Raw genomic sequence first — 18,450 nt, 5'->3', positions numbered from 1 at the left:
TCACAAAAGATGATAGATTTTACAAAATCAAAATACGTGATCATGAATTCTAGCTAAATTCACGATTTCTCGTACATGCGTGAATAATTCAGGTTCTATATAAAAAGCAATTATTAAAAATAAAAACTTATCGTCCACATTGATAACAACGTTAACAAGTTTACAAATTCGGCTCGTATGATGAAACATACGAATTGTACAGATGCCCGGAATTGTGTGAGAACCTGTACCAAAAGTCATTAATAAGTCCCTTAATAATAATAAAATCCGAATACTTCTATGAATCTTTGAAATATGTGAAACCTTTTTCAACTATTTTCGTAGATACTGTATACTTACTATTATGGTAAGTAGTTTCTACCAAAATATTTAATGGGGGTTTTATTTTTGAAGAAGTTTACATCATGGATATTTGCATTGGTCTTGTTGTTTTCATTGGCAATGCCAACTGGAACAACATTTGCTAGTACAGACTCAGTAAAAGTACTAGTAGACGGCGTTGAAGTAGCAGGCTACGAACAGCCATTTATGTCACACGGTCAAGTATTAATTCCGGTTGAAAATCTTTTTACAGAAGCGGGCTACAAAGTTTCTAAAGAAAAAGACGGTACAGTTTCTGTAACAAACACGCATTTGACAGTTGACTTCAATACAAATGCAAGCGAAATTAAAGTAAATGGTAAGAAAGCAGACACTGAATTTCCACTGACGCTTAGAAACGCAGGAAATTATATTTCTAGCGAATTCTTAGCAACATTGGATGGTTTTGAAGTAAAACTTTCGGAAGATCAAAAGACGGTTAACGTGAAGACAAACCGTGTTAAAGACGTTGATGCATTTTTAGAAAAAATGCTGGCAGTAGAATTGAAAAGCTACTCAACAAAAATGGTATTAGATCAAAAAATGGAAACATCAGGTGAACTAGGTTCAATGGACATGTTCATGGAAATGAATATGGATATCATCCAAGAGCCGATTGCAATGTATATGCTTTCCAAAATGTCCATGAAAGTTGCAGGAGAGACTGACAACCAGACTTCTGAAACTTACTTCACAAAAGACGGTTACTTCCTGAAAGATGAAACACTAAATACTTGGGTCAAGTTTGATGACAGTCTAACAGCGGGGCTACTACAAGTATCCCAAGCACAGGCTAATCCACTTGCACAGTTAGAGTTGATGAAAAAATTCGTTAAAGGCATTAATATCTTTGAATACGAAGATGTTTACGTAATGACACAAACACTATCGACTGAGGATTACGGTGCAATGATGGATGAAGCAATGTCCATGCTAATGGGTCTTCTACCTGATGGTGTTACAACAGAAGAAGTTACAGTAGAAGGTAAAGTAGAAGGAATTAAAGTAGAAGATGTTAAAAAAGAAGAGACTAAGGTAGATGCTACTAAAACTGAAGAAGCTACTAAAGAAGAAGAAGAAGAAGCTACCATAGAAGATCTCGAGGGAATTTTCGATGCTATGAAAATCGAAGTCAAAGAATTCTACATGGTTACAACAATCGACAAAAAGAAACTATTCCCACTTTCTACAACAGGTAACATTAACCTTACAATGGGAATGGACGATGAGACAATTTCTATCAAACAAACAATCGATGGCACATTCAGCAACCATAATGCAGTGAAAGAAATTAAAGTCCCTGCAGAAGCCCTTACAAAAGCAATCAGCATGGAAGAGTACATGAAAGCACTTGAAGCAGCAGCTGAAAAAACTGTAGCGGATGCTAAAAAGAAATAAGCGTTTTAAGTAAAAACCCTCCCAATCGGATGAAATTTCCGGATGGGAGGGTTTTTTATGGATTTTGTAGATGACTGTACAATCCTATTCAATTTTTCCTTTTATTCAGCTTGGAGTCATTTGCTAATTGCACTATCACGTCTTTCATAACCCATGCAACGATAATCGCACCAATCAGTGGAAAGCCCAAATACCCCATCACCGGATAAAGTTAATCTTCAATTAGTGGGTGTCTTACTGCCCATTAATGCGGGATAACAGTCCACCACTTGTATTGACAGGTTTGTCCCCGTCTACTTTGGTACGGCCTTCCTCAGCCGCTTTCCATCCTTCACGTTTGTTAAAGAAACCAAACTCCTCAATCGCCACTATTTCGGTCATCGAAAAAAATCATGGATCTCAATGTCTTTTTGACAGCTGGGAAAATCATGCTACCAAGATATTTTTATCTTCTGTTTTTTTCATTACAATTTACATACCTTTCTTTTTTTAACTTCCTTTTGGAGTACGATATTACAACATTGTTAATAGCTTAGCATTAATCATACCCAAAAATCTTTGATTTTTAAATTATACATCAAATCAGCTTTGAAAAAGTTCAATAATGATTTCAGTTTCTGAAGAATCGGATTATACTTGACTTCCATAAAATATACATATATGTTTTCATAGTAGCAACTATCCTAAGGGGGGAATTGTGTATGAAAATCTTACGCCTTGGTCACGCCATGTATATTTTTAAAAGTAACAGCAAAAAAAACTATCTCATTGATCCATTCTTCGACATGAATCCTGGATGTCCAAAGGAATATGATGATGATGATTTTTTCAAATCGATAGATACGGTATTTCTTACACATGGACATTTCGACCATACCAGCGGTCTTCAAAAAGTGCTCACTGCTAATCCAGACGTTCTCGTTGTCGCCCAGTATGAGTTGGCGCTCATTCTTCTTCAAAAAGGGGTTAAAAATGTTTATCCAATTAATTTAGGCGGTTCCATCCTATTGGAAGATGCCACTGTAACAATGGTGCCTGCAAAACATAGTTCTTCTTTTGGAGAAATGGAGGGAACCCCTATTTATGCTGGCCAATCCGCGGGCTACGTTTTTGATTTTGATAATAGCCATACTGTGTATCATTCTGGTGATACAGCCGTTACGTATGATATTAAATTAATACAAGAATTATACGAACCCACGATTGCAATTCTTTCTTCATCAGGCCATTTTACTATGGGGCCAAAAGATGCGGCATATACCGTGAGAAACTTATTAGATGTCGATTATGTAATACCAAGTCATACATTCCCTACGAAAGAAACAGCCGCTTCATCCGAAAATTTCGAACTATTATTAGCTGCATCTCCCATCGTTGAAAAAATGATGGATAAAGATAACGAACTAGCAGAACTACTAAAAGACTATGACAGGACTAAAGTTGTAGTCCTCGGTTATGGAGAAGAATACGAGTTTTAATTGTACAAAAAGAAAAAAACGCCCAATCGGAAATTCCTGATTGGGCGTTTTTGTAAGTTTTATAGATGTTTTACTGTGTTATTGAAATATTTACAGGTAGTGAAAGTTTGTTTCCAGCTGCATCCACTATGTTAAGTGAAGGTAGTCCTTTAAGAGAGAAACCACTAGCTATATTTTCATTAGTTATATTGTCTTGCAATATCAGGTTGATTGAGTTGACCCCAGTCCCAGCGGGTGTTGAAACTTTTTCATTCGTCGCAGTAGTCCCTCCACCAATTAGAAGCTCGAAATCAGTAGTGACTGCAGTTGTATTAACTGCCTCAGAAAAAATAAGGGTAACTTTATTGACATCTGTTAATTTGGCAAACGTCACAGTTGGAGCAACATTTTCTGTAAGTAAAACAGTGTTGGTGAAGTAAGGTTCCATGACTATTGAAGAACCTAGTGCTTTAATATTTTCAATGTTGATATTACGTATACCTGTAAATGCATTTGAATCGGCTTTCAAGTTAAGTACAGCAACTTGCGTTCCACCTACTACCGGATTCAACGTTACAGATTCAACAATAGCTCCATCAATTTTATAGTTCGTCGGATTGATCGCAGATGCGCCGTCGACTGCTTTATCAAAAGTGACGTTCACTTTATTGTTATTCCCAGCATTTTGAACTATGGAAGTTACCGCCACTACTGGATTGCTAACGGACGATCCATCTTCTCCACGAGTAAAGGTCACATGGGCAGTACTCACAGCTGTAGCTGTGTCGCTTGCTAGATTAGTAAATGTCAAATCTAGCGTATATGTCGCCGCTTTAAAACCAGTTGTCCCCAAGAAAGCATTCAATTCCACACGTACAACTTTTTTATCACTTGCATTTTTGTACGATACTTGTGTAGTAGCAAAGTTAGTTGAATCACTTGTTACAAAGTCTTTCACATATGTTCCAACACCGCTGACGTTGGAAATTGCTGGCGCGGTTGCAAGATTGATGTTTTTATCGAATGTAAGCTCCAAATACTCTTTGCCATTCGTTGCATCTTGAACAACTGCACTTGTTACTACTCTAGGAGCATTCGAATCTTTAACAAATGTAACAACTTTGCTTGTTGTAACGCCCGCTTCCCCACTTAAATCTGAGAAGGAAGAGACTGCTACTGTCTTAGCACCATCTAAAACACTACCAACTGTCACATTGTAAGTTGTAGAATCTGTAGCATCTTTAACGATTGTGGTCACCGCAATACCGCCAACTGTTACAATCGGATTTCCAATAAGTTGCTCAGAAAACTTAACTGCGAATGTAGTGGCACCAGATTGAGTAATTGAAGTGATAACTGGAGCAACACCATCCGCACCTTCTTTCAAGAATGAGACCGTTGCAGGGTTAGGCGTGATTAAGTTACCCGCTTGGTCTTGTGCACCGATGAATGTTGCAACAATCCTTTTAGTTACAGATACGTTGGTATCCATTGTGAAGATGATTTCGTTTGCGCCTGTAGTAATAACGCCTGTAATGCCGTTCACAGCTGAACCATCTTCATATTTAAATGTTGTTGCAGTGAAAGCTTTCATCGGTTCTGAAAACTTCACTTTCATTTGAGAAGCTGAAACTCTTTCTACATTTAGAATAGTAGGAGCTGTTTTATCGGCAGCGATTGTGATCATTTCTGTATATTTATCGATTGTTTTGCCATCTTTAGATTTCAAGTTTTCAACTTTAAAATCATAACGTTTTGACAATGGTGCTGTCGTAGTCACCGTCAATACTTTTCCGTCCGCACTCAGTTTACCAGATACAGGAATAGCTGTTACGCCGTCCAATGTCCATAAAGTGACGGTGCCCGCTATAAATGATCCGTCCGCATTTAAAACTGAATTAGCAGCTACAGCTGTGCTGAAACTTACTTCAAGTTGCGTTGCATTGATTGACTTCACTTTCGTTACAAAACGGTCATCCACTGCAAATACAACTGTTACAGTTATCGCTTTTTCAGCTTTCGCTTCCCCTTTTGTCAAAGTGACTTTATAGTCGTTAATAGTTGTTCCAACAACCACTTTTGCTACAACGCCCTTACCAGCAATGAGGCCATCAACATAAGCTTGGACTGCCACAAGTTTGTTTTCAGCAGTCGCTTGCTCTCCACGGGAAACTTCGACTGTTCCTGCTTTCACCAAGTCAGCAGCAGCATCCACTGCAACTTGATCTTCGTTCACTTCAACTTTTTTAGCTGCAGAGAAGTCTGTATTAATCGATTTGTAAAGGAATGTAGCAAATTGTCCACGAGTCGTTGTATTTCTAGGGTTGAATTTCGGTGATTCTGGATTCGTGATATCAAAGAAATCAAGAACGTCGATAGCCGAACGCGCTTCAGCTTTCGCTTCCATTAGATCAGTCACGTCTTTTTTGAAATCTTGTGCTCCTACGTATTTTATAAGTTCTATATCATGTACACGATCGAATGCGCGAACAAGAACGACTGCCATGTTTTCACGAGTGATATTGTCACTAGCCAATAGACGACCGTCACTTCCATTGAATACGCCATTGTCTTTAACGATTGCTGCGTATTTAAGAAGCTCATCGTTTGAATTTGACTTCAAATCGCTGAAGCGTGGATTTGTTTTATAGTCTGTCGGTACTTTGTAACCTTTAGATACAAGCCATTTGCCCATAAATTTTACAACGTCAGAACGAGTTAGTGTTTTGTTCGGCTTGAATGAGCCGTCTGGATATCCAGAAATTATACCCGAATTAGATAGTGCCTCGATTGCTTTGTCATGCGTCTTACCTTTTGTAGCTTTAAGATCTGCTGCACTTACCACCGGTGCAACTGCAGATGCTACTAGAGCAGCTGATGCCGCTCCTACTAGAAACTTCTTGTACTTCTGTGATTGATTGATAGTCATTGAATAATTTCCTCCCTTTGGGTAGATAGAAATGAGTTGTGTGAATATAGAACTTTTCAATTCTATTTCTCTGTAAAATATGGGGTACTGCTATGTACCTTATTTTCTTACATCCACTATACTAGCATATATAAAACTGTCTATCATAATCCATCTTCTGGGTTCTATATTTACTATAGTAATAGAGACAAGGATTTACTATACAGCCCATTAAACCCGTGAACTCTCTAGAAATTCTCCATTGAAATGGAAGTATAACTAAACAATAATTATGTATATGCATGAGAATGATTGATATCCATAATTAATAGTAAATGCCACATCATAGGAATATCGATTCCTATGATGTGGCATTTAACTTTGTTCCAGTACCACTACTCATTTCACTAACCATGAAACTGGTTGATTAACGTACCAAATACCAACCCTCGCCCCGTTTGTAGAAAGTCTTGCCGGCAACGTCTTTTGTCGTCAAGCTGTCCCTCTTCCCGGTTTTACTTTGAATAGGTACGTTATAATAGGCACCATGCATAAAGTCTGTCATGTTAGTACTGAATTTCCCTTTATCCAAATGGACAGATAATAGCTGCTGTCCCTCCACTTTGAATTTGCCCAAAATCGCACCTTTCATATTGGTGACGAACCAGTCGGTGCTGAAATCTGCCGTGGCAGCAGCCGTTTTCTGGATACCGATCACAAAGGAGCCTTTGCCATTCATTTTTACTAATGCCTCTGAATAGCGCGTACCTTTCGGAAACTTGTTCAAAACAGTGATTTTACCATTTTTTAGATTGACAGATTGAAGCTCGTTTTTTCCCGTCTTACTATCATACTGTATGACGGCGATTGCATTGTCGTCATATCCGAAAATCGGAGAAAACGTATACGTTGCGTCCAGTTTTTTAACTAATTTATTGTTTTTTCCATCTAAATCAGATGTGTATACAGCTGATTGAACAATTTTGCCGCTTTTCCGCTCGACTTTTACATAGACAATACCATTTGACAGTACTTCATAATGGCTGACGTCCTTCAATATGACCTTGGATCCAAATGGTTTCTTTAAAGATGTCTGGATGACATCAAGATAATTGGCATCACGGGTATAGATCGCGTTTTTCGTCTCTCTCAATTCCACAAGCGATAAAGCATTGTTTTTCGCTGGCCCCGTAAGCGGGAATTCGACTACACTCCCCGTCTTTTTGTTAACACCAACCATTTTCTTCACGCCTGTGAATGATTCAGCAATCGTAAATACGTAATCACTGCCATTAAATGCGGACATTTTTGGCATTTCAATGTTCGATCCGAGTGCGCATGACATCGCAAATTGCTCAGCAGCCGGGATTTCAGTGTATGCTACTTTTTTATCTAGCGTAATGAATTCATCAGAACTTATTGTCAGCTTACCATTTTCCACATATAAAACACGTAATATAGTACCTTTTTTCACCGTTTTGACAATCTTATTTATCCTGTTAACAACGTTAGTCGTTTCTAGCACTTTCACGCTGCCTATCTGATTTTTATGAAAAGCTTGTCCGTTCCAGACCGGTTTTTTATTGGTGTCGATGATTTTACAATGGTTTTCATAATCCATATAATACTGTTGTTCAAGCGGCTCTCGACCGACTCTTAAAATTGTTTTTCCGTTCTCCCGCACGATATAACCGTACATTCCTCCTGCTTCAAAGAAGAGCGGCTTAGCAGACAGGTTCCCTTTTTCATAATAGTCCACCACTTTTACTGCATCATTTCCAAAATAGAGCTTCAGTAACTCAAGCGTGACTATGGGAATACGATAGCTTTCCTTCACACTCTTTTGTTCCCACATCGAATGGGTGATGACAGCCCCTCCCCCTCGAAACGATTCAACACGGATAACCGATGCACGACTAGGTAGATCATAAAACCTTCCGTCTGTAAAGCCGAGTTCGGCCGTGAACACGTTCTGCATTTTCGCTGGATCCATGTCCAACGACGAAGTTAGTTTTGGCGCAGTCCAACCATCAGGATACGATTTCCCTACCTCGGTCGAAACAGGTGGAATAGGCATCGTTCTTTCCTTATCATTGTAAATTAGCGTCGACCTGTCCAAATAATCTTTTTTCTCAACGTTTAGATTCAAACCATCTTTTGCAGTGATGAACGACAACGGAACATAAACAAGCGTCTTCCATGTTGCCTTCTTTTTTACGATGAACGACTTCGCTTCCAATTCAAATTCACGATTCTTGTCGATAAAAACAACTTTTTCCGTGTGATTTGGAATGAGGATATGACCTGAATTGGCCGTTTTGAAAAGTAGTGTGTTATCTGGAATATCAAAATAACCCGTTTCCAAATCACTGTGGACAGTATTTGCAAACGCTTCTAGTGGAACAAAGAGAATCCCGTTCTTGATAATCGGCTCATATTCGTTTGTACTTTCCCACTGTTTCATCTTCGAATTAATAAACAAGTGATATGTACGTGATTCGGCATTTGCTGATTCAGAAAACGAATAACCTACTGCGAAAATAAGCAAAAGACTGAGTACTAGTTTAAGTAGTTTCGACATTTTATACCCCTTCCATTTTTGGTATCATCTCGGTATTTAGTATAACGTAACGATAGCGAATTACAAAGACTGACGATTCCCATTAAAATTAAGATAAACATTGACAGCCATTTACTTCACTCCTTTTTTATAATGCGTAATAGCTGAAAAATCCTTTACTTTCATAGTACAACATTATCTTCAATTCAAAATAGACACAAATCCGTTAATGTCTTTTTTCTTCATTATGTGGGAATAGTAACGAAGATACGATGGATAGTAGGGAGGTAGATTTTATTAATCGAAGGGTGATTGGCGTCAAGTTAAAGAAAAACCACTTTTCCATACGATTTTCTTTGCAACAAGTGTCGTTTCTTCGTTCAGCAACAAGAAAGTTTTCGACATTTTTTTTACTTTTCCACATCTGTGGATAAAGTTATTAACGTTATACAGTATGCTACTTATGTATTCACAGACATTATAAACAAACTATTAACAAGTTATCCACTTGTGTCTGTGGATAAGAGAACGGTTGTTCCAAACCAGTTTCTTTGGTAAATTATATGTACACCGATGAAACTACCATACTATGTGCTTTGGACTCGGAATATACCTATTCGATCAATACAGAAAGGGGGTGAGTTAACAAATGCTGAAACTATCAGATGACTTGCTAGTAAAGTCATACTTTATAGCAATAGAATTAAATCTGAATCTACACTTTATCCATCTACTTGAAACAGAAATCCGCATACGCTCTTTACAAAATCAACTACCGAATATTTCCTACTCTCTTTAAAGTAGCTGGAATAAATTATGGGTCAAAAAATCAGCCAATTCAGCAGCATGGCTGATTTTTCTATTCCCTTCTTTCACTCCAAGAAACCAACTCTATTTATTCAAAAACTACACTTATAAAATTAAAGCCTTATAATAGGATTTGGACGAGAGAAAATCCTGTCCGAATACTTATTATTCGAGAAGGAGCGTATTGGAAATTGAAAAAAGTAATCCTCTTTGCACTATTATTTTTAGTTACCATTCCCTTTTTTACTGAGGCTTCTAGTTTGAAGTCAATCAGAATGACTGAATCGGCGCCTGTTTTTGATGATAAACAAAAGGTAGCTGTTTTCTTGAAAGGAACTTCGCATACAGTCACGAAGGAATCGGATCGTTATTACCATACAGTCATCGGAAACGATGAAGTAAAATTTTCGAAAAAAAACGCAAAGATTGTAAATGACGCACCAGAAAACTGGAAAGGATCTCATCCGGTACGAGCTAAAACCGCCAAGTATACCCAAATCGTGGAACGCCCAACAAATCAAGCTAAAATAATCGGGCATATCCAACCAAACATGACAATCCATGTACAAAAGTTAAAAGGTCACTATTATCCAGTTATTATGGGCGGGCAAACAGCGTATATACATAAAAGCCAATTGGAAACTGAACCAGGAATTCCAGTTTTAATGTATCACGACATTGTTCAGAGTAAACCAGGTCAAAACATTTCCGAATTAGAATTCCAAAAGTTCAAGGAACAAATGAACTATTTGAAGAAGGACGGCTGGACGACAATTACACCGCAACAACTGGAATCTTGGGTTACAAAAAAGATTACGTTGCCGAAAAAGTCGGTCCTCATCACATTCGACGACGGATACAAGTCCACAATCGAACTCGTCTATCCGATTCTGAAAGATCACGGGTTCAAGGCTACCTCATTTTTAATTACTAGCCGTATCGAACGGCCCAACATGGTTTCAGAATTGGATATTTTCCAGACACACGATATTTTTTCCTATCAAAACCATACACATGCTTTTCATATGTTCAATTCCTATACAAATATGAGCCTTCTAGAATCTGAGTCTGAGCAGTCTATCTTTTCTGATATCCAGCAGGCGAACCTTACTATTGAACAGATTCTGAATGATGGCCCTCCTGTTATGGCGCATGCCTATCCATATGGTAAACGCAGTGCACAGTCCATCATTGCCTTACAATCTGCTGGCATAACAAGTGGATACACGATCGATGAAGGAAACGTCTTTCAAGGGGATTCTTTGTTTAATCTGAAACGTCAGCGCGTCCACTCGAAGATGAGCCTGAAGGATTTTGCGGAAAAATTGCAAGGACAATAACTAGCACTTGAAATACTTATCCAACGAAAAAGAAACCGCGACATAAGTCGGTGGTTTCTTTTTCTAGTAAATTATTCACTTTGAAACGGAACGTTGTTTTCTTTCATCATCAAGTTGACTATTTCACTGATATGTCCAAGTAAACTCCTTGTTGCACAGGCTTCTTCTGCTGATTTTTCCACCGCGGATGGATGATTAGTAGATAATCTTTACCTGAAACTAGTGATTTTGTCGGAAATACCGATAGCGTTTTATTATCTTTTACTTCGACAACGACCTCACTTGCTTCTCCGCCCAGTTCGATGAGTTCAATCGCAGAAGTCTCCATACCTTTCCAATCCATTTTCATGTTCATTTCAACTGTAAACTTCTTAGCAACTGGAACATTCCTCATATCCGACAGTTGTCTAAACCCTTTTAATTTGGCCAACAAATGGTCACGATGCGCTATTTCAAGTTCTTTTCCTTTTTCAGTTAGTTTATTCGGCTTCACACCGATTTTATCCACAGCCTGACCACCTGGCGAATAAAATCTTGCAGTTGTCATTTTCAACACGCTACCATCTGGGAAATTGAACATCGATTGCATGGACCCTTTGCCATAGCTCTTCTGTCCGTATAAAATAGCAGCTTTTTGCTCCTTCACTGATCCCGCAACCATCTCCGACGCGCTTGCACTGTACTCATTTATTAAAACACTTGGTGTACCTGATAACTTTTTCAATTGGAGAATCGATGGATAGTTAACCGTACCGTATTCCCTGTCTCTTAACTGGAAAGCCTCACCCGCATCCGGGAAGAATCCCGTAATTTCTTGGGCGGCCGTTATATATCCTCCACCATTATCACGAAGATCCAGAATCCACCTGTCAGCACCCTGTAATGACCGGATTGCCTTCTCCACTTCTCTGGAAGTTTCTGTGGCAAAACTATTCAAGCGAATGTAACCGATATTCCCGCCAAGCATTGCAGATTCGACATTTGGCAAAAAGATTTCTTCCCTTATAAGTTTTTTGGTCAACGGCGCATCTTGACCCTTCCTTGTAATCATCAATGTAACAGTCGTGTTTTCTTCACCGCTGATTAAGGAAATTGCGATTTGTACGGGCTTACCAACGACACTTCGTCCATTCACATGTGTGATTATATCGCCTGGTCGGATATCTCCCCGTTCAGCCGGCCCTTTTGGAATGAGGGATGTAATTTTAATTCCTTTAAGATCCTCTTCCAATACAACACCGACTCCAACAATTCGCTGTTCAATTCCGTTGATGAAATCCTGATACTCCTTTGCATTCATGTAAATTGAATGAGGATCAAGATGTTTCATAATCTCTGTTACTGATCCTTTCGCTAACACAACTTCCTGAACTTCATCAACATAATTGTCGCGGATTAATTCTCGAATCTCATCAATCGGTTCTATGGATGCATCAGCCACTATCGGCATGCAAACAACTAACAAGGTAAATATGAACAATAGTAATTTCAAGTTTTTCATCACAGACGGCCGCTTCCTTCCCATTTGCGTTCATACGATTAGTATACTCCAATCGGATGTTAGATTCCTAAAATTTCAAAGTTTTTCCGAAATCCGATGTTTTCTTTCTAAATGGATATCCCTTTGCTTCACCATATCACGCGATACGCTCATTAAAGTATATAGTCGTTGTCTTTGTTTTAGAATGATGTTTTTAGAGGCATTTACTTTGATGGATGTTCCGTCGATGAACGTGACAATCGATATACCTTTTGCCACTTCGTAAATTGAAAAGGGCTGATTAAAAATCCATACACAATCCAAATTTTTTGATGATGCAGTTGGAAAAACTCCGAATTCGTAAGGTGAAATAAGAAAAGGTGTTTTTTTTGAGTATTCTAACAAAATCGTTGCAGCTTGTATGCGACCTTTCTTAGTAGAAAAATAGATTAAACATGCACTATTTAGTAAGTCTCGTGGATCCAACTCCGAATAATAGATGCCATGTGTTGTATAAATTTTTGATTTAAATCCGTTTGTAAAAAAAAATTTAATCGCCAATGCTCGTAAATCAATCCAGTATGCGTCTGTATGAATTAAGATAAAAATACCCCCTCTTCCCATAATACTTTTATTTTACCATTCTTCCACAAGGTTTCATAGTTAGAATTTATCAAAAACATAGAATTTTGTAACTAATAGTAGTATGTACGTATCGTTTTAACACCACGAACTTTTCGTTTTACATGCCAAACGTCACGAATACTCATTCGTTATTCTATTTCTAATGTACTACTATATAGTTACCCGGGAATATAAATGCATCGTGCACGGTCTGAAAGGCTACTATTTTGATGAAATTCGAAGTTGTATTGAAACAGTATGAGCCAATGATTTCTGCAACGATTCGCAAACTGAACATTTATCGTGATTATGACCAGTACAGGCAAGCAGGTCGAATCGCTTTGTGGCAAGCTTGGGAGCGCTTTGATGAAACAAAAGGAAATTTCACACCCTATGCCTCTCGAAGCATTCGAGGTGCGATGTTGGATGAATTGAAAAAAGAAAGCCGATTCAATGAACATGTTATGCAGATGGAAGATGAATTTCTCGACATCTTGAATGCTATCGAAGTCTCCGAAACAATAGAATGGTCGGATTTCCTTAATAAAGCATTCGCTTTATTAAAACCCGTGGAGCGGGAACTTGTTCATCGATTATTTGTCGAGGGATTAACGCTAGCAGAATATGCTGAGGAGATAGGAATTTCAGTAGCAGGAGTTAAGAAACGACGAGAGCGGTTATTGGTTAAGTTGAGAGGGATGTTGGTGTTGAAGTAGATGTGATTGGATGTCGTGAGAGTGGAATTTTTTGTGCATGAGGAGATTATAGGTTATCCACAGATCCAGAACTTTATGGTTTCCCACAGGATAAAACCCCAGTCAAATATAGATGACTGGGGTTGCTTTGATTCTTAAAGCATGTTTGTTTTTCTTCTTGCGCTGTTGCTAAATAATAGCCACGCTCCAACTAGAATTGTTGCCCATCCTCCTAGTAGTGAACCGATTGGGAATGCTTCACCTGTTTGGGGTAATTTTGGTCCACTGTTTTTGATTAGTGTTTTTCCGTTGGTTAATTCTAAATTTGATTTACCAGATTTACCTGGGTTCTTCGGATCTTCTTTATTCTTCGACTTACTAGGTTCGTTATTTGACTTGCCACCTGGTTCTTCGCTTGGTTTGTCGCCTGGTTTGTCGCCCGGTTCCTCGCCTGGTTCTTCTCCAGGTTTGTCGCCCGGTTCCTCGCCTGGTTTGTCGCCCGGTTCTTTGCCTGGTTCTTTGCCTGGTTCCTCGCCTGGTTTGTCGCCCGGTTCTTTGCCTGGTTCTTTGCCTGGTTTGTCGCCTGGTTTGTCGCCTGGTTTGTCGCCTGGTTCTTTGCCTGGTTTGCCCGGTTCTTTGCCTGGTTCTTTGCCTGGTTCTTTGCCTGGTTCTTCGACTGGTACTCCCGGACTTGATGGAATCTTACTGTTTTCCTTTTTTAATTTTATGGGCTCTGTTTGCTTGTCTTCAATCGTGAACTCGATTGGAGCTGAATCCATTTTATAGCCAATAGGTGCTTTCACTTCGACTAGCTGATAATCACCTTGTTCAAGACTTTCTTCATGGATTTCTCCTTGATCATCAGTTGTTAGCTTATCCTTACCGACAACCAAACCATAATCGCCAAAGGGGTCTTTTTTCAGTAGCTTAAACTCTGCGTCTTTAAGTTTTATGTCGGCATTACTTGAATCGACTTTCACTAATTTGAACGCATGAACTTTTTTGTTATTTTTAATCACCAATTCTTTAGGTATCGCTGAATCAATTACTACTTTCTGGCTGGCAGCATCGACATCGATAACATAGCCGTCTTTCGCTTTTGTTTCTTTTAATGTGTAGCTGTCATATAGCAAATTATCAAATTCAATTTTACCATTTGCTTTAGTAGTACTTGTGTCAACTATTACATTTGTACTATCAATCAACTCAAATTCTACACCCTCTAGTTTTGTATCGTCAGCAGCATCGATTTTTGTGATGACCAATTTCCCCTTACCACGTTTATTGGATACGTCCGCCAATTTCACGACCGCAATTTGATTTGCCGTTATTTCAAATGGTATTGGCGTAGCATCCAATAAATAATGTTCTGGTGCTTTTATTTCTGTTAATTGATAGTGGCCTGGCTTTAGTTCACCTTTAGAAACCCTGCCGTCTGCGCCTGATATTATTTCAGCAACAAACGTACCATCAGTCTTTTCTAATTTAAAGATAGCGCCTGCTAATCCTTTAGTTGGATCGACCTCGTCAACTTTAGTGAACTCAAATCCATCAAAAAGTTGCTTGTTTTCAATTATGAAAGGAGTACTTGGATCTTTAAATTTAATTTCTTTTCCTTTTTCAGCATCATACCCATCTGCGATTATATATCCATCAGGTGCAGTAACTTCTTTTAGTTTATATTTCATACCGTCTGTATCATTGTATCTATAATCTTTAGAGGTAACTGCTTCACCATTTTCATCTGTGATAAGTGTTTCAAGTAGGATTGCTTTATCGTCAGATGCGTAATTATAAAGTTCAAATTTAGCACCTTTTAATGCCACACCCGAATCTGCATCTATTTTCTTAACTTTAATCTTCCCTTGTCCACTTGGATTTGCTCCGCCACCTGCTCCATATAGTACCACTGCAAAGTGTCCGTTATGATCGGTTTTCCCAGCGGAATGAGTTGCACCTTCAAATTCGACTTTATTGCTTATCTCCTCATTTTGAAGCACATTAATAAACGACTGGTACTCTAATACATAAGCAGTATCAAGGTCCTTGTTGAATTTCAGTGTGAATTTATTGCCATTTGTTGCATCTACTGTTACTGTGTAGTCCGCTGCCGCTACTAGACCCGCTTTCGTCACGTCACCAGATGTTGCCACTGTTGTTTCATAGAGTTTGAACGAGTCTGCAAGTAGCATTTGATTAACGGATAGCTCATCAGTCAATACAGCCCCCTTACTTACAAATGACTGGCTACGGTTAATAGTTACTGTCCAAAGCGCGGTGTCCGAGAATGGTTCTATTTGTTCACCTGTTTTGTAAACGTACTCTCCGCCGTGTTGAGGTGTGACGGTCGCTGTTTTTTCAAATAAAAGTCCCGGCTTACTACCATCTTGCAATGTCGCATTATTTTTGTATTCTTCTACTACAGGATGATTTTTAAGTTCTGTTACATATGTGATGCGATATGCGGTATCGATTTTTCCAAGATTTAATTCGAAACCGTCATTTCCAGCTTCCGTTTTGGTGTCAAATGTGTAATTAGTGAATTCGTTACCAGGGATAACCCCATCATCTGAACCAGTGAGTGTTAAATGATTCACTTTTAAGGAACCCGCTTTAACTGTTTGAGACCCTGTATAAAAATCTCGGACTATTGCTTCATCGATGTTATTTAAGTTGTAATTGATGTCAATGGTCCATGTAATTTCTTTTGTTTGGGCATCGTACGTACCTGTTTTCTTCCCATTATCAGTTGTGTAATTATCAATAGTAGGTGTGGCAGATTTTTTAATTGGAGCTTGTGTCGCAGGTTTCTCATCCCAATCCAGAGTTGCTTCGTTCGTATAACCACCCGCTGGAACTGGTTTAGTTGAATCGAATTTTGTCTTATAAGTAATTATGTGCCTCGAGTCGATTGGTTTGCTAAACACAATTTTAAATCCTTCACTGTAATCCGGTTCCGGTGCTACCGTATAATCAGTGCCTTTGATTAAACCACTAATATTCAAGTCACTTTCAATGAACGTCATCCCTTTATCTTTGTAACTGTCTGTGATGACGACATTTGTCATGATCTTCTCATCAGCATTTAGATCGATACTCCATTCAATTGTTTTTGCAGCATAGTCTACTGTTCCTGCGTATTTCCAAAATATTTCTTGATTGGTATATATAGTCTCGCTTTCCTTTGGGACTCCATACATCTCTACTTCGTTCTTAACAGGGATGCTTTCATCGTAAACACGATTCACCGCTTTTGTTTGATAGATGATTTCGTAAGCAGCTGTCACTTCATTGACAAACTTCAACTCAAAACCATCAAGAGTTTTGTTTACGTTAAAGTGAGTACCTTCAGTCAGCGGCGTTTTTGGCATAGCGTATCCGTTATCATCGATGGTCATTTCATAAACTTCGAATGAGTTGGCCACTAATTCTTGTTGCGCCGTGTCAAATGTATCCTTAATCCACGCATTCCCTTGATCAATTTTTTGTTCATTGTAATTGTATTCGACTTTCCAGGTAATTAGTTGCTTGAATGACTCATAGTTAGTTGACGTTTTAGTAAGTGGCTTGCTAAATTGTACATATACATCATCTGAATCACTTTCTTCTGGATAATTCACCCCAGAGATTGATGCTCTATTAGTAAATGTTTTGTCACTAGTTCCATCGATTTTCGTTGTATATTTCACTCGATATGCGTCTTTGATAGTGTTTAAATTTAGAGGGAAGCTAGAATGAGTGCTATCCAACGTTTCACTTACTACTTCGCCATCTAAATTAACCATTAGCTTAAACAGTTCGATGTCCCCCTCAAGCGTCAGTCCAACTGGGAGGTCATCTTTAAAGACAGCATTTTCAATCGTATCTTCATTCTTGTTAAAATCGACCACCCAGTCAATCTTCCCCGGGTTCATTCCCTTATTTGCTGTTCCTGTTTTTTCTATTTTTTCATCGGTCTTACTTTTGAAATGAATAGGGATCTTTGTAATAGCCCCTTTTATATTAAATTCAATGTCCTGTTTTAAACCGTCTACAAATTTACTTTCATCAAATTTTCTCCATACATGAAAATCCCCATTCAGTTCTTGACCATTATTGACTTTATCACTAAACGTGAAGGTTACTATGCCGTTGTTCACAACAAACGTTCCAGCACCATTAATCAGGTCGCCAGATGTTGTACCCCCTAGTGAAACCCCTTCTGGAAGATCAAATGTAAATGTGGAACCTTCGCTATAACCATGGCCACTTGGAATGGACCATTCAAACTCGATCCACACATCTGAATCTTGAGCCGGGCGAATATCTTTAATTAATTCACCATCTTTTTTATCTTTCATCTCCACTTTTGTTATGATATTGGCTATGATTTCTGGTCCAACAACACCCATTAAACCCATTTTCATCATCGGTTTTTCTATCTTTTTAGCGGCATCTTTGTCTTCTGCTATACCTTCTTCGATTACAGACTCTTCCTTCATATCCTCTATTTCGTTAGGTACTTCACTGATTCCTTCTCCTTCTACATTTTCACTTGGAGGGGTTTCGGGTTCACCAGTCCCCTCTTCTTGATTAGCTTCAGTTAGACTCATCTCATTACTTACACTTGCTGTCTCTCCACCGAATTCATTCGCACTCGCCGTTGCTATCGGACCTAAAATTGTCTGACCGATTAGTAACAACAAAAGAGCAAATAGATTTAATTTTACTTTCATAATTAATCACTCCTTAATTGTATTTTTACTTTTTAATGATGGTACACAATACTATTTACATCGACACAACTATCTCTTTTTTAATAGAAGTTACCAAACTAGCAGA

At 38.5% G+C, this 18,450-nt stretch carries 11 protein-coding genes and 1 pseudogene; 5 read left to right on the top strand and 7 right to left on the bottom strand.

Annotated elements, in window-relative coordinates:
• Positions 1-27 precede the first annotated feature (27 nt).
• The gene (locus H4683_RS18280; RefSeq protein WP_192600270.1) at positions 28-240 is read right to left on the bottom strand and encodes a hypothetical protein; all 213 of its coding nucleotides are present in this window, start codon (positions 238-240) and stop codon (positions 28-30) included.
• A gap of 147 nt (positions 241-387) precedes the next feature.
• Here H4683_RS18280 and H4683_RS18275 point away from each other — a divergent pair, with 147 nt between their 5' ends.
• Positions 388-1,758: a DUF6612 family protein gene (locus H4683_RS18275; RefSeq protein ID WP_192600269.1), complete on the top strand. Its 1,371-nt coding sequence runs from the start codon at positions 388-390 to the stop codon at positions 1,756-1,758.
• 249 nt (positions 1,759-2,007) lie between these two features.
• Here H4683_RS18275 and H4683_RS18270 read toward each other — a convergent pair.
• A pseudogene (locus H4683_RS18270) lies at positions 2,008-2,162 on the bottom strand (thiolase C-terminal domain-containing protein); the annotation flags it as partial.
• A gap of 297 nt (positions 2,163-2,459) precedes the next feature.
• On the opposite strand from H4683_RS18270, the gene H4683_RS18265 reads away from it, so the two are divergent.
• Positions 2,460-3,236: a metal-dependent hydrolase gene (locus H4683_RS18265; RefSeq protein ID WP_192600268.1), complete on the top strand. Its 777-nt coding sequence runs from the start codon at positions 2,460-2,462 to the stop codon at positions 3,234-3,236.
• Between the two features lie 70 nt (positions 3,237-3,306).
• Here the strand turns inward: H4683_RS18265 and H4683_RS18260 are convergent, their stop codons facing one another.
• Both H4683_RS18260 and H4683_RS18255 read right to left on the bottom strand, forming a co-directional pair.
• Positions 3,307-6,144, bottom strand: a complete 2,838-nt coding sequence (locus H4683_RS18260; RefSeq protein WP_192600267.1) for an S-layer homology domain-containing protein — start codon at positions 6,142-6,144, stop codon at positions 3,307-3,309.
• Between the two features lie 406 nt (positions 6,145-6,550).
• Positions 6,551-8,704, bottom strand: coding sequence for a hypothetical protein (locus H4683_RS18255; RefSeq protein ID WP_192600266.1), 2,154 nt, complete (start codon positions 8,702-8,704; stop codon positions 6,551-6,553).
• 628 nt (positions 8,705-9,332) lie between these two features.
• Between H4683_RS18255 and sda the strand changes: the two genes are divergently transcribed.
• Positions 9,333-9,482 (top strand): sporulation histidine kinase inhibitor Sda, encoded by a 150-nt coding sequence (gene sda / locus H4683_RS18250; RefSeq protein WP_192600265.1) that lies wholly within the window; start codon positions 9,333-9,335, stop codon positions 9,480-9,482.
• A 199-nt stretch (positions 9,483-9,681) separates the two neighbouring features.
• Positions 9,682-10,830: a polysaccharide deacetylase family protein gene (locus tag H4683_RS18245; RefSeq protein WP_192600264.1), complete on the top strand. Its 1,149-nt coding sequence runs from the start codon at positions 9,682-9,684 to the stop codon at positions 10,828-10,830.
• 118 nt (positions 10,831-10,948) lie between these two features.
• Here H4683_RS18245 and H4683_RS18240 read toward each other — a convergent pair whose 3' ends face one another.
• On the bottom strand, positions 10,949-12,331 hold the full coding sequence (locus H4683_RS18240) for a S41 family peptidase (RefSeq protein ID WP_225942214.1): 1,383 nt from the start codon (positions 12,329-12,331) through the stop codon (positions 10,949-10,951).
• A gap of 75 nt (positions 12,332-12,406) precedes the next feature.
• Positions 12,407-12,934, bottom strand: coding sequence for a competence protein ComK (locus H4683_RS18235; RefSeq protein WP_225942209.1), 528 nt, complete (start codon positions 12,932-12,934; stop codon positions 12,407-12,409).
• 230 nt (positions 12,935-13,164) lie between these two features.
• Between H4683_RS18235 and H4683_RS18230 the strand changes: the two genes are divergently transcribed.
• Positions 13,165-13,650, top strand: coding sequence for a sigma-70 family RNA polymerase sigma factor (locus tag H4683_RS18230; RefSeq protein ID WP_192600272.1), 486 nt, complete (start codon positions 13,165-13,167; stop codon positions 13,648-13,650).
• 134 nt (positions 13,651-13,784) lie between these two features.
• On the opposite strand, the gene H4683_RS18225 is transcribed toward H4683_RS18230, so the two are convergent.
• On the bottom strand, positions 13,785-18,344 hold the full coding sequence (locus tag H4683_RS18225; RefSeq protein WP_192600261.1) for a collagen binding domain-containing protein: 4,560 nt from the start codon (positions 18,342-18,344) through the stop codon (positions 13,785-13,787).
• Positions 18,345-18,450: the final 106 nt, after the last annotated feature.

This window comes from Sporosarcina limicola (genome assembly GCF_014873855.1).
Lineage (GTDB): Bacteria > Bacillota > Bacilli > Bacillales_A > Planococcaceae > Sporosarcina > Sporosarcina limicola.
The sequence above is the reverse complement of the archived record's forward strand: the minus strand, read 5'-3'. Positions and strand labels throughout refer to the sequence as shown.

Excerpts from the sequence above, each read along its gene's own strand:
- H4683_RS18280 (WP_192600270.1), bottom strand. The coding sequence starts at position 240 with ATGACTTTTGGTACAGGTTCTCACACAATTCCGGGCATCTGTACAATT.
- H4683_RS18265 (WP_192600268.1), top strand. The coding sequence starts at position 2,460 with ATGAAAATCTTACGCCTTGGTCACGCCATGTATATTTTTAAAAGTAAC.
- H4683_RS18260 (WP_192600267.1), bottom strand. The coding sequence starts at position 6,144 with ATGACTATCAATCAATCACAGAAGTACAAGAAGTTTCTAGTAGGAGCG.
- H4683_RS18255 (WP_192600266.1), bottom strand. The coding sequence starts at position 8,704 with ATGTCGAAACTACTTAAACTAGTACTCAGTCTTTTGCTTATTTTCGCA.
- sda (WP_192600265.1), top strand. The coding sequence starts at position 9,333 with ATGCTGAAACTATCAGATGACTTGCTAGTAAAGTCATACTTTATAGCA.
- H4683_RS18240 (WP_225942214.1), bottom strand. The coding sequence starts at position 12,331 with ATGAAAAACTTGAAATTACTATTGTTCATATTTACCTTGTTAGTTGTT.
- H4683_RS18235 (WP_225942209.1), bottom strand. The coding sequence starts at position 12,934 with ATGGGAAGAGGGGGTATTTTTATCTTAATTCATACAGACGCATACTGG.
- H4683_RS18230 (WP_192600272.1), top strand. The coding sequence starts at position 13,165 with ATGAAATTCGAAGTTGTATTGAAACAGTATGAGCCAATGATTTCTGCA.
- H4683_RS18225 (WP_192600261.1), bottom strand. The coding sequence starts at position 18,344 with ATGAAAGTAAAATTAAATCTATTTGCTCTTTTGTTGTTACTAATCGGT.